The sequence below is a fragment of the Micromonospora aurantiaca ATCC 27029 genome, assembly GCF_000145235.1.
Lineage (GTDB): Bacteria > Actinomycetota > Actinomycetes > Mycobacteriales > Micromonosporaceae > Micromonospora > Micromonospora aurantiaca.
Genome location: NC_014391.1, coordinates 1,836,566 through 1,848,779, shown reverse-complemented (window position 1 = coordinate 1,848,779; position 12,214 = coordinate 1,836,566). Strand labels below are relative to the sequence as shown.

Below are 12,214 nucleotides of genomic sequence, written 5' to 3'. Positions count from 1 at the left end.
GGCAGTGCAGGTGCAGCCCGCAAGCAGCGACCTTGAGTACGGCGAGCCGTTCAACAAGGCGTTCGACCAGATCCGCTCTGGCATCGACCGAGCCGTTGGCTCCTTCAACGACATCGTGGAACGCGTCAACGAGCACAGGTGGCTCCTCGGACCCGCAGGGCTGTGGTGGATCAAGCAGAACCTCGACGCCACGCGCCGCGCCATGACCATGGTGCTCGACCAGGTCGACCACGCGCTGGAACGCCAGGTGCCGGTGCTGTCGCTGATCAACGTCAGCTTCCGGTGGGTCAACGACGTCAAGACTCCCGTCTCCGAGTTGTCGTTCACCGCCACCGAGCCACGCAGCGACAACATCGCCAAGTGGAGCGGTGACGCGGCGATCGCCTACAACGCCAAGGCCACCAAGCAGAAAGCCGCGATCGACGAGTCGGTGCTGAAGGCCGAATTCATCAGCCAATGGCTGTTCAAGATCGCCCGCTCGAACGTCGACTACGCCGTCGAGCTGGCCAAGATCGTCACCGGACTCGCTGGCAAGCTGGCGCAGGCCGCCACCGAGGCCAGCACCGTCATCGACATCCCCTGGGCCATCTCCACCCTCGCCAAATCGGTCGGTGACCTCGTCACCGCCGGCCTCAACACCCTGCTGACCGTCGGGCAGCGCTTCATGGACGCCCTCGGCAACATCCGGGACATTGCCACCCAGGTCGGTGACTACTCGAAACTACCCGGAAGCCAGTGGCCGCAAGCCGTACGAGACTGACCCAGCACGACACGTCCCTCTCCAGAGGCCATAGCATGCGCTACCCGGCAGGCGTGGGCATTCACGCCAATCGGAAAGGCAGGGTTCCGGAGCGACGAGTCAAGGCCGCTCAGGCCGTCGGCACCGCCGCTTGCGTGGCCCGCAGAATCGCCAACGACTTCTCCGCCAACACCGAGTTCGCAACGTACGATTCGCCGCCGACGGCGAGCCACACCTTTACCACCAGGTTGCCGGTACGCGCGTGCACCATGTACTCGGCGTACCTGAACCCCGGTGATGACCGCTTAGTGAAAGCCTCCGCCTCCTCCCCCACGCCCGGCACCGCTCCGGCGGGCGTCATCCCCGTAGCCCGCCGCGTCCCGCGATACAACTGCCGCGCCTCCTCGGCCGTCGCAAGCGTCGACGCCTCAACCCGAAGATTCGCCTGATAGCCAGCCTTGGTGCGCATCTCGAACAGGCAGGCGGCACCGGGCCGAGCCACCGGCGGCTGCGGATCTTCGCGCGTCACCTCGGACGCCAGGTCCGCCACGACCTTCACATCCGTCCTCGCGCACAGGTCCAGCCCGTCCGCGGTGTATGCCGGATCGTCAGGTGCCGTCGGCCTGGCTGTCACGCCGGCAGCCGAGGCAGATGGCGGGGTAGGCGCCGCGATCGGAGCGTCATCGGCGTTGTCACAGCCGGCCATCGCTACGGCGAGCAGGAAGGCAGCAGTGGCGGCCGGGAGACGGACCGAGGTAGACACGACCCGAACATACCCGCTGTCACCGGACACGACTGTCCGCGCAAGCGACGACTAGGGTTCACGTATGGCCGCCCGTGAGACACCGGAGCAGATAGCCCGCACGCGAACGGTCACCGCCGACGCGGTCCTCGGCGGCAGTGTCGACCTCCGCGTCTACCCGTACCGGCTTCTCACCGTCCTGTCGCATCGTGGCGTGGGCGGTGACCAGGTCACGCAGGCCATCATCGCCGCGGAGGTGCTGGAACAGTTCGGCTGGGAACTGATCACTGTCTCCGAATTCGCGAGCAGCAGGATGGTCTACGCGATCATGCGCCGACGGTGACGCCAGACTTTCCATGACTACCGCGGGGCGCCGTCGCGGAGGCGGCTGCCCGCGCCGAGGGTCTGGTCCGCCTGGTAGGGGTTCGTCCGCGTCAGTTCCTCGACGTCCGAGCAGCCACGGAGCAGCCACGATCACCGCCGCCCAAGCTGCAATTGGTGTTCGGGCACCGGCGTCAGCACCGGCGGCACGGTCACGGTTGGTGAAAGCCCCCTACCACGGGTCGGCAGGCCAGTGCAGAGCTGCGTCTGGAAACGCCGCTGGGCGGCGTCTTGCCGCCCTCCCCGGGGCCAAGCTTGGATCGAGTCCGGCGCATCCGGGTACTTGCCCCCGTTGCTGACGTACGCGGCTCCGGCGTCCGCGAACAAGCACGCTCACCTGGGCGGATGAGAGCTGCGTGGTGGGGGCTCGTAAGCCTCGATCAGTGTGGCGGGCATTTTGCAGTTGTAGGTGAGCTCGTCGATAGCGACCCGGCAGGCCAGTGCGGCTGCGGCCACCACCGCGCCTGGCGGCGTTGAGGACACCGGCTCGTCGCAGCCGTATTCCGGTGTGGCGTCGGTCTTGGAACCGGGCGCCAAAGGTTCGTGGTGGCGTTCCGCGCCGCGGAGGGGAAAGCGGTCAACCCGAGCGACGGCCCCCTGCCGCTGAATGCAGACGGACACAACCGGTGTGGGAATCTGACTACTTGCCCAGGTGAGCAGTGCCGTCGCGCGTGCGTCTGCCGTTGCGTCTACGACCAGATGATGTTCGCGGAGCAGCTTTACCGCCTGCTGAGGAGTCGTCAGCCTGTCGAAGGTGCCCTCGACCCCGCTCGTGTCGAAGCCCAGGGCGGAAAGGCGAGCCTTCACTGCGACGACTTTCGGGAAGCCGACAAGGCCTTCTCCTGCCAGGTGGCGTACCAGGTTCCCTGGTCGTAGTAGTTGTGGATCGAGAAGCGTCAGGTGCCGGATACCATGCCGAAACAGCAGGTCAGCGACGAACGAGCCGACGGCACCGGCACCGACGACCGCGACGTGCCGGTCAGCCAAGTCGGATGCCGCCCAGCCAGCTCGCAGCATACGGGTCGCCACACTCGTGTCAGCCGCCTCACACGCACGTACCTCGATGGGTGGCCTCTCGGACAGTGCTGGACTGACAGCAAGCGCCAGGACGCCGTTGGCGGTATGCCTTCTGTAGCGCAGAACAACGAACTGAAGGACGCCGATGGACACGAGCCATGTGAAATGCTGAGCGTCTGCGCCGAGGACCTCACACAGTGAGGACGCATCCTGCACCGGCCGATCCAGATGGCCGACGTCGGCGATCCAGGCGAGAGCACGGTGCTTCCGGCCTATCTTGATGTTTCCGGTGCTTCGGCCGTGCGTTCTGCGTCGATCGGGGCGACCGGGGTGCTTTGGTGGTTGCTGCGGCTCGTCGGTGATCTCCACGCGGTGGCCGCTGTCGCTGGCATGGGTTCGTACGCAGCCCTTGACGTTGGCGAGCCTGTCGCGGTCGTACAGCACGAGACGGGGGTCGCTGGGGAGGTACCTCTCCAGGTCACAATCCTCGTCGCCAGGCCAGCCAGCGTCGGTCTGCCGCAGCCACGCAGCGACTTTGCGCAGTAGCTGACCTGGGTCACGCCAGGGCGCGTTGTCGAAGGGCACGCTTGTCGGCCACAGGCAGAGGGAACCGTCGGCGTCGCGGTGAAAGGTCATCTGCAGCGGCACCCCGGCGTCGAGGATGCGAATCTGCGGAGGGCTAAAGGGAAAAGCCGCGGTCAGCGTGACCTCCACGGTGGCTGTCGCTTCCTGCCCGCCGCAGGGCTGCCACCGCAGCGGACCGCGCTGTGTCTCGGTGTCACCATTAATGCCGGCGGCAGCGAGGTCGCGGCGGAAGTTGTCACGCTCGTCGGTGAGGTCCTTCGCCCATTGGCCGATCATGCGAAGCGTTCGTTTCCCGCCGGGACAGGCGCCGCGACGACGAGCCGGCGGGTCACACCTGGGTCGGCATTAAGAGCGTCATGCGCCGCAGCGGCAGGTCTCGAGCCGAGAGCGTGCGCGGTTCGGGCGAGCATGTCGTCGGTGTGATGAGCCTCGGCGATCGCCGTAAAGTCGCGCAGGGCCGCCTCGAGCCATTCGAAGAAGCGTCGAGGGCGGGCCGGGTGGCCAATCCACCGGTCGGCGAAGTTCTCGCCGGACTCAACTGGGTTGGCGATGACGTATCTGCCGAGCTTGTAATCGACGTGTGTCGGCATCTGCTCAACGACGTGGTGGAGCACGTCGAACAGGCCGCCTCGGGGCTCATACGACTGGGCGGCGAGGGTGGTGATGATGATCGAGGAAGGTCGGTTACCAAGGTCATCGGTGAAGAAGATGTCGCGGTGCCGCTTGAGTGCTTGGACGGTGCGCTGAAGCGTCGTCTTGAAGAAGCGCCTCGGCAGGGCTTCGACGTCCATCTGTCTGTTCTCCGCGACCCTGACGGCGCCGGCTCTCCACTCGTCGTACTGGACGTCGAGGAACCAGTCCGCATAGTCGATCGGGGCTGAATGGTGCCACCTGGAAGCCTGCGTGTCCGTCACCAGGATGCCGTTCGGCCCGGCTTCGAGGTTCGGGATGGCTGGCAGGATGTCCATGTGGAACGGCAGGGTGTCGTGTTGGAAGGTCCAGCACCGGCGGCCCTCGTCGTCCAGCGTGAGTCCCAGCTCTGGGTGCTCCTTGGCGAAGTGCTTCAGCGCTTCCCCGACGTCTGCTTTCAGGTCGTCGCGCGAGGTCTCGGTCTTGTCGAGGTCGTGCCTGCACACCATGTCGAGGTCGTACTCGTCGCGTCGGTGGATGAGCGCGGTAACGGTGCCCAGCCTCATCGACCCCTGCGGGTAGAGGGCACCGCCGGCTTCGTTGTCGGCCCAGTAGTCGCGGAGGAAGGTGCACGCCACCTTGTATGTGGCTTCAGCAATCAGGTATTGCTCTTCGGGGATGTCAAACGATTCGATGCCGGCGCCGAGCACTCGGGCAAGCCGATCATCGCGGCTCATGTTCATGGTGGTCCTCCAGTGCGTGATAGTGGATCTCGGTCTGGTGGCCGCCAAGGGACAGTGATCCGTTTCGGCGGCGCCGGTGAGACCGTAACTGACGGCTACGACAGGAATCGGGTGAGCGAGTTGCCACGGCAGCCGAAGCAGTCACGAACCAAGATCGTGCGACCGAAGATCACGGAGCTGAATAGGGTTCTTGTTTGGGCCAGGTCGGCGGGACGGTGCACGTTCTGCAACACATCTGTCGTCGAGTCGGCCGAGCTGGGCGAGCCGGTGCCGATAGGAGAGCTTGCGCACAATGTCGGTTGGTCCGAAAGTTCTCCCCGGGGTGATGATCCGCTACTTCTCGACCAGAGGGGTAACGCGAGCAACCTCATTTTGGCGTGCCGGAACTGCCATAAGCCGATCGATGACGGCGGCGTTGTCGGCCGCTACACGGTAGAGGAGCTACGACGTCGCAAGCAGGATCATGAAAGCCGGATCGAGAGTTTGACGGCCATCGGAGCCGACCGCTCCGCCTACGTGCTCCGCGTCGTAGGCGACATCCGCGGAGTCCCTGCCGAGTTGACGCGGCCAACCGTGCTAGCCGCGACAACAGCAGTCGGACTCTATCCAAGAATCCTTCCGGGCAGCCACTGGGACTCTGACGCTGACCTCGATCTCCGCAATCGGGGCAGCCTCACCACAATGTCTGACTTCGAACGCCTAGCCCACGAGATAAGGGACTTCACCAGCCGTGTGCATGATGGCGTGCGCCGCGATGCTGTTGCCCGCCTCGCTGTGTTCGCCTTCGCCCGCATCCCGCTTTTGATCGCCCTAGGGGCGCACCTGGATGACAAAGTCCCTACACTAGTCTTCCAACGGCGGCGCACAGACGTCCTCAATGCGTGGACCTGGCCAAACGACCAGAGACAACTCGTCATGTTCGGGGTATCAAGGGTCCGTGCGGGCCTGCCAGGCCAGCCCGTTACGTTGATCGTGAATCTGTCCGGCACTATCCATAACCACGACCTGCCGGCTGAGGCAACGACCCATCACCACATTTATGTGATCACTCCGGTGCCGCCTGCCCGGCCGGGCCCAAACCTGATCTCCTCTCCTGTCGACCTTGCCTCCTTCGAGGAAACGATGCGTGGCTTCCTTGCGGCTCTTGAGGCGAACCACGGAAATCTGGATTCGATCAATGTCTTCGCCGCGATTAGCGTGTCGGCTGCCGTAACTGTCGGCCGCGTTCTCATGCCCCAGGTGTCGCCCATGCTTAAGATTTATGACCGCGACAACAATGGAGCGTTCTTCCTCGCGCTGCGAGTTCGCCGTTAGACCAGGGCACGCAGACGCAGGCTGACGGGTGAACCGAGGTTCCCGCTGATCCACTTCTCACTGACCCCGGCCAGCCCCCGTACCGGAACTTCAAGCACAAGCGGGGCGGTGAATGCGAGGATCCCCTGCTCGCACCAGCAAGGACTGAGGGCGCACGCGCTGGTCGATGCGCGCGCGTACCCCCTGCCCGGTGGCAGCATGACTGCATCTCAGCGGTCCGGAGGGCTGGCTTTCACCCTCTCGACCAGGCGCAGCTCATCAGGTCGTGGACGAAGCTGCCGGTCGCAGTCTCCGGCGGCTTCGCCCCCACGGACGTCGAAGCCAGGCAGACGACACGACGCTCCTGGGACATCCTCGTCGTCGGTCGCGGAGTCACCGACTCCCTGGACCCCGCCGTCGCCGCGGGACCTCGCCGCATCGATCGTACTCACCGAAGGGCACCACCAATGCCCATCACCCCACTCACCGTCGATCGCATCCCTGACCTCGAAAAACTGCTGGCGTTGGGAGAGCCGTACATCAGGCTGCGGGACTCATCGGACTACTGGCTGTACGCCACGCTGTTCGCCGACACTTGCCCACTAGCCATCATCGACGGACAGGTCGCCGGGAGCGTGATCGCCTTCCGAAGCCAGGTCGACCCCTCGGAAATCTATCTGCAAGACGTGATGACCCACCCCGGCCACCGCCGCGAGGGAATCCACCCGGGCGCTCGTAGAGGCAATCCACCGGCAGGGCTCCGCCTGGGGATGCCGCCGCCTCTTTCTCACCTCCGAACCCGACAACTACGCCGCCCACAGAACGTGGCTCGCTCTGGGCTTCAGCAACGTTGACGGTGACACCACCGAGGCTGGTGTAGCCGTGACCTACAACTACAAGGGGCCGGGGAAGCACCGCGCCGTGTACGAGCGACCGATCAGCGGCTAGCAAGGCACCGGCGGGCCCGCCCAGGTGCCGAGCCCCGGGAACCTCCAGACGTACGAAATCGCGGATTGGCTAGAAATTGATCACTGTCTCCGAGTTTGCGAGCAGCAGGACGGTCTACGCGGTCATGCGCCGGCGGTGACGCCAGACCGCCATGACTACCGCAGGACGCCGTTGCGGGAGCGGCGGCTGGACGATGCGTCCACAGAATGACAACTATGTTGCGGTTCCGCCATCCGCTGCTGTGTGTCGCGCCCAGTGGCTCAGCACATCGTCCAGTCCTCGACGGTCAGAACTAATTCCTCGGCGCGGGTGGTCGGGATGTTGTGCCGTTTGGCGATCTCCGTCATTGCCGCTTCCTCGCTGATTTCGACGTCGTCCTCGGTTGCCTGGTTGAACTCAGTGTTGAGCACGTATGCCTGCTCCGTCGGGACCTTGCAGGCGTTGGGCTGCGTCAGCTTGTCCCGGACGATGGTTTGATTGAGCCGGTAGCCTCGCCAGGACGCGGCGTCTCCCTTGGCGGCGTGGGACCAGCGCCCGTCTGGCGCCCATTCGTAGACCGCGTAACTCGGCACGACCTCACGCCGGTCATAGGTGACCACGATTGACAGCGCCTGCCATCCCTGACCTCGATGGCTCTCGACAATCTGCGACGCCACGTCAGTGACCTGCTGGCCGGTAACGGGGTAGACGCGTAGTTCCACCCGGAGGGCGAGACGACGAGCTCCGGAGCCGGCGCTGACGTCTCGTCGTTCAAAGATCTCGTAGGCAGCTGCGGGATGTTCAGGTCTCGCTTCGCGAGTTGCTGCTGCCGGGGGTGTGGTAGCCGTAGCGGTTGGTGAGGTACGCACAGTGGTGGCGGAGGCGGGCTCCGGCGTGCGGGCGCTCGGTGAGGGTACCGGTTCGGTAGCAGGGCTGGCCGGAGCAGGGCGAGGGGGCGTGGGGTCGCCGATGATCAGACCAAGAGTGGCCAGACCCGTTCCACCTACGCAGCACATGAACAGCCCACCCACGACCACCACCAACAGGACGAGCCCTACCCTTGCATTTCGAGATGGGGTCCCTGCGGCCACGGCTGGTACCAGTGAGGGCTCTACGGCCGACAACCCATCGGGCCCAGGCGGCTGTTGAGCCGAGGGCTCAGGCGGACCGGGCATCTGCGGCACGGCATCTCCAGTGAGAGGGCGTACCGCGATTGTCGCCGCCGCTGCAGCCCCGCGCGCTCCGCCGAACAGCGGAACCATCAGCCCCACAACGGCACGCGCGTCCGTCGAACGCTACTGCGGCGCGGGTGGGACGACTTTGGCCAAGTCGCTGACGAGGCCGTACAGGCTGGAAACTTCTTGTGCGAGGTCGCCGAGAGTGATCGTGGGCGGCAGCTGAACCCGGGCTCCGAACATGCACGCGCCATCAATTTTGGCCTGCGCTTCGCCGAATCCGATACCCACATATCGGGGCATGCCAGCGGCCACGATCTGCTGATGGCCCGCCCTGTCATGCGCGGCTCTGGGGCGGGCGGGGTTGGTGACCCAGTCGCTTCGCGCGGTGTCCATGAGTGGCCACATCGCTGCCAGGTAGCGCCAGTTGTAGCAGGCAGAGGTCGTGATGTTCCGCTGCTGCAGGCACACCTTGATCGACGGCCCACGCGGCTGTCGGGGTCCTTCGCCTGCATACTTGGGAAAATCTCGGACCGGCAGGTTCTCCTCAACCTCGACCAGAATCCGGTAGTCCTTTTCTGCTGCCTCGGTGTACAGCCGAGCAACCCAACTGACGCCGGCGGAGGAGGAGACAAGGTCATGGCGAATCGGGGCTGGAGGTGCGAGCTGCCCGTGGAGCCATGACATGCGCGCGCGGAGTGCGATCACGAAGTCTTCCCCAGGCATCAGGTCGTTCCAGGCCGTTGCGGCATCGACTGCCGGTAACGCGCCAGCAAGGTGCGCGATCCACGCGGTGGCGCACGTGGCAACCCAGGAATTCGTGCTCGCCTTATACGCCTCGAGCAACGTCTCCCACGTCAGCGTCCGCCATCCTGAACCCGACCCCACATCAATGACGAGGCGGCCGGGAAACACGAGCACGTAGACGGCAGCGTCCGGGACCGCGGCGGCATACCGCTCCAACTGGAACGTGCCGAGCCCGGCGAGGACCTTCACCTCCATGACCGCCACCCGTTGCCCCTGCCGCTCAATCACGATGTCCGGCTGGCTCGCCGGATCAACCGCCACCTCCCTGCGGACCACCACGTCCCCCAGCGGACCAGACAGCCCGAGCAACCGACCGAGAGGAGCAGGATCGGTGGCGACCATCACGGCCAGCATGTCCGACCAACGCACCTCCGACGACATCGGCAAAGCAAACCTGATCGCGGGCAGGATCACAACGCTCACCATCGTTGCTGGAGCGCTGATCGTCAATCAGAAGTCCGTCCAACCAGGTCCGCCCCAGGGCCCGGCTCACCCTGCACCGATAGAACCTGCGGGTGCGCTAGCAATTGCCCGCCGAAGCCCGCGGCAGCAGGCGAATCGATGCCGAGACATGTATAACGACAGCGAGCCCAGGCATGCAAAGATGGCCTGGCGGGTCGGGGGTCTGCGGCTGCAGCGGCAGGAGTACGTGCCGCGGGGGGGCATCGAGCACTTCATCCCCGGCTCCCGCACCCCACGGATGTCGTAGGGCGTCCGGACCTCCTGATCCGCCATACGGTGTCCTGGGATCATGGACCCGGAGGACACCGACACGCCAGCCAGCGCCCAACTCGTTCATCGTGGTCACCGCAGCCAAGACCACACCCGCTGCAGCACCTCGAGGCTGGCGCCGGTCATCCACCAGTGCCCTGGCTGGGCAATGTTGGAGCCGGCACTACCGGGTCCCCCCGCCGCGCGCGCCGCCACAGAGATCCATCTATTTCCGTCTGCGGCTCATCGTCATCGGGCTTCCACGGGTATAGCCGGACGCTGACGAACCGGCCCAGTGTAGGAACCGGGAGTTCCAGCTCGGCGGCCATCCGCGGATGCGGCGCGTAATGACCGAAGATCACAATGCCCTCCGGCTGAAGCTTCCTACGAGCGTCCCGCACTCGCTTGGCGCTGTCGACCTGCTGGGCGGCGGTGAGTACTGTTGCCCTGTTGATCAGTTCTCCGGTCAACTCCCTGAATAGGTTCGTGACCGCCGTCTGCCCGCGAGTGGCGTAGGCGATGAGTTCGAGCTTCCGCGGATCAGTGATGTGCAGCAGCGTGTTCTTCACTAGATCCGTGCCCGGGGAGATCCAGAGGATGCGGTCCCGACCCCGATCGTTGAGCCGGCGCTTACCGTCGCGCTGCTTGCCCGGCGGACGGAGGACGTCCTCGCTGATGCGGATGAGACCAGACGCCCAGCGGGCGGTGTATTCATTCGCCCATATCACGAGGGCGATCTTGTCGCCGCGGCTGTACATCTCCTGGGGGATCTCCCAGTCGTACAGATTCAGTGACCACTTGCAGTCGACATCGACGCCAGCGATTCGAAAGTCGAGGTCCTGACCGTCGTCGAACCCGAACTCCCGCTGCAGCCAGATCTCGACGAGTGTGCCAACGTGCGTCTTCTCCGTCTTCAGCAGCTGGGTATAGTCCCATCGCCCGGTGCGCTGGCCGTCGTAGATTTGGTCGAGCGCCTCCCGGATGGCGTATCCGGTGCGGACACCGTCGGGGTCGAGCGATCGGATCGCGGCATGGACCGCCCAGATCTCGGGGTCCTCGTCCGGCGACGGTGGACGGGCGTCGGTACGGAACGGCGCTGGCCCGGTCACCATCCGGGGCCTGCCGGCGATCGAGGGCCGGACCGGCAGGACCCGGTTTCGGTGGACGCGCAGTGTGCGCGGAAGCGCGGCCGAGACCGGATCGTCTTCGAACAGCTCTCCTTGCACGGTCGACACAGGAGCAGGGTGTCAGAGCTGCGAACCATCGGTCAATCAGCGAGAGTCCGGAATTCGCTGTCCGGCTGGCGGATCAGTGCAGGTATTTCTTCAAGTGTCTAGCGATGGCTGCGGCAAGACCCGAGGGAACGGCGTTGCCGATCTGCTTGGCGATCTCCGTCTTGGAACCGCACCACTTGTAGTCCTTCGGGAAGTCCTGCAGCAGTGACGCCTCGTAGTGGGTGATGACCCGGTTGACTCGCCGATCCGGCCGGTTCGGTTCCCATTGCGGGTGCAGGTATTGGCCCTTCTCGGGCTTGAAAAACTCGGTACGGATCGTCAACGACGGAGCGTCCCAGCGCATACGGCCCATGACGTCGGTGGTACCGGTCTTCTTCTCCCGCCAGCATCGCGACAGCAGGTGATCGGGAAGGTTGAACCGTCCGCCGCCGGGAGGGATGTGGTCATAGCGCTCAAGCGACATCGTGGTCGGCTGACGCCCGAAGTGGATGTCGTAGCCCGAGAATTCGCCTCGGATGCCTTGTTCGAAGAACACCGTCTCCCTGCTTGGGAGCTCGGTGGTCGTCGGGTGTTCGTCGACCCATCCGATCGCGTCGCGTACCGTCCTCCACGGCCTCAGCTCCCCGGTCGGGACCTTTGCGTGCGTGGGTTCGGGGAGCGGGATCTCACCGATCCGCGACCCGATGACGATGGTACGCGGCCGGCGTTGCGAGACCCCGTAGTCGGCCGCCAGCAGGACACCGGCGGTGAGTTTGTAACCTTGGAGGATGCCGTGGTCGGCCTCCTCCATCAATAGCTGGAACTCGTTGGTGCGCGAGAACCGCTCTACGTTCTCGATCACGAAGACCTGCGGATGCGCCTTGACGACGAAGCGTAGGTACTGCTTCCACAACTTGTTGCGCGGGTCCTCGACTGACTTGGTGCCGAGGTTGGAGAAGCCCTGACACGGCGGCCCACCGATGATGACGTCCGCATCGGGGATCTCATCATCCTTGATCTTCTCGATATCCTCCCACCGCGTGTGTTCCTTACCGAAGTTCGCGGCGTAGGTGGAGGCCGCGGCACGATCCCACTCGACCGAGAGAATCGGACGGAAACCTTCATTATGGAAGCCGACGGTCATACCGCCACATCCTGCGAAGAGGTCGATCATGCTCAGGCGGTCGCTCACCTGCGACATGATAGTTCGCCTCCCGCCTGCCACAAGCCAGCCGCGCCAGTGAGGTAGA

The 12,214-nt window shown here is 65.0% G+C and carries 10 protein-coding genes; 3 read left to right on the top strand and 7 right to left on the bottom strand.

The genetic code is table 11. From position 1 onward, the window contains the following. The first annotated feature begins 4 nt into the window (after positions 1-4). On the top strand, positions 5-760 hold the full coding sequence (locus tag MICAU_RS08790; RefSeq protein ID WP_013284947.1) for a hypothetical protein: 756 nt from the start codon (positions 5-7) through the stop codon (positions 758-760). A 109-nt stretch (positions 761-869) separates the two neighbouring features. Here MICAU_RS08790 and MICAU_RS08785 read toward each other — a convergent pair whose 3' ends face one another. Continuing rightward, a complete protein-coding gene (locus MICAU_RS08785; protein WP_240322307.1) occupies positions 870-1,502 on the bottom strand; it encodes a hypothetical protein in 633 nt (210 codons plus the stop codon). A 64-nt stretch (positions 1,503-1,566) separates the two neighbouring features. Here MICAU_RS08785 and MICAU_RS08780 point away from each other — a divergent pair, with 64 nt between their 5' ends. Further along, positions 1,567-1,824 carry a hypothetical protein gene (locus tag MICAU_RS08780; protein WP_013284945.1) on the top strand — a complete coding sequence of 86 codons (258 nt, stop codon included), beginning with the start codon at positions 1,567-1,569 and terminating at the stop codon, positions 1,822-1,824. Between the two features lie 371 nt (positions 1,825-2,195). On the opposite strand, the gene MICAU_RS31780 is transcribed toward MICAU_RS08780, so the two are convergent. Both MICAU_RS31780 and MICAU_RS32650 read right to left on the bottom strand, forming a co-directional pair. Beyond that, a complete protein-coding gene (locus tag MICAU_RS31780) occupies positions 2,196-3,740 on the bottom strand; it encodes a ThiF family adenylyltransferase (RefSeq protein ID WP_013284944.1) in 1,545 nt (514 codons plus the stop codon). Continuing rightward, positions 3,737-4,837, bottom strand: a complete 1,101-nt coding sequence (locus MICAU_RS32650) for a nucleotidyltransferase domain-containing protein (protein WP_013284943.1) — start codon at positions 4,835-4,837, stop codon at positions 3,737-3,739. The genes MICAU_RS31780 and MICAU_RS32650 overlap by 4 nt, the downstream gene beginning before the upstream one ends. 12 nt (positions 4,838-4,849) lie before the next feature. Here MICAU_RS32650 and MICAU_RS33395 point away from each other — a divergent pair, with 12 nt between their 5' ends. Continuing rightward, entirely contained in the window at positions 4,850-6,151 is a 1,302-nt protein-coding gene (locus MICAU_RS33395; RefSeq protein ID WP_275896025.1) for an SAVED domain-containing protein, read from the top strand. A gap of 1,187 nt (positions 6,152-7,338) precedes the next feature. On the opposite strand, the gene MICAU_RS08760 is transcribed toward MICAU_RS33395, so the two are convergent. From MICAU_RS08760 to MICAU_RS08745, 4 genes are all read right to left on the bottom strand, one after another. Continuing rightward, complete coding sequence (locus MICAU_RS08760; protein WP_013284941.1) at positions 7,339-7,734, bottom strand: hypothetical protein; 396 nt, start codon at positions 7,732-7,734, stop codon at positions 7,339-7,341. Between the two features lie 618 nt (positions 7,735-8,352). Further along, positions 8,353-9,489 (bottom strand): PDDEXK-like family protein, encoded by a 1,137-nt coding sequence (locus tag MICAU_RS08755; protein ID WP_145755703.1) that lies wholly within the window; start codon positions 9,487-9,489, stop codon positions 8,353-8,355. A gap of 404 nt (positions 9,490-9,893) precedes the next feature. After that, on the bottom strand, positions 9,894-10,985 hold the full coding sequence (locus MICAU_RS08750; RefSeq protein ID WP_049794810.1) for a NaeI family type II restriction endonuclease: 1,092 nt from the start codon (positions 10,983-10,985) through the stop codon (positions 9,894-9,896). Between the two features lie 73 nt (positions 10,986-11,058). Further along, a complete protein-coding gene (locus tag MICAU_RS08745; protein ID WP_013284937.1) occupies positions 11,059-12,165 on the bottom strand; it encodes a DNA cytosine methyltransferase in 1,107 nt (368 codons plus the stop codon). Positions 12,166-12,214: the final 49 nt, after the last annotated feature.

Coding starts and splice junctions, on each gene's coding strand:
- MICAU_RS08745 (WP_013284937.1), bottom strand. CDS start 12,165: ATGTCGCAGGTGAGCGACCGCCTGAGCATGATCGACCTCTTCGCAGGA.
- MICAU_RS08780 (WP_013284945.1), top strand. CDS start 1,567: ATGGCCGCCCGTGAGACACCGGAGCAGATAGCCCGCACGCGAACGGTC.
- MICAU_RS31780 (WP_013284944.1), bottom strand. CDS start 3,740: ATGATCGGCCAATGGGCGAAGGACCTCACCGACGAGCGTGACAACTTC.
- MICAU_RS32650 (WP_013284943.1), bottom strand. CDS start 4,837: ATGAACATGAGCCGCGATGATCGGCTTGCCCGAGTGCTCGGCGCCGGC.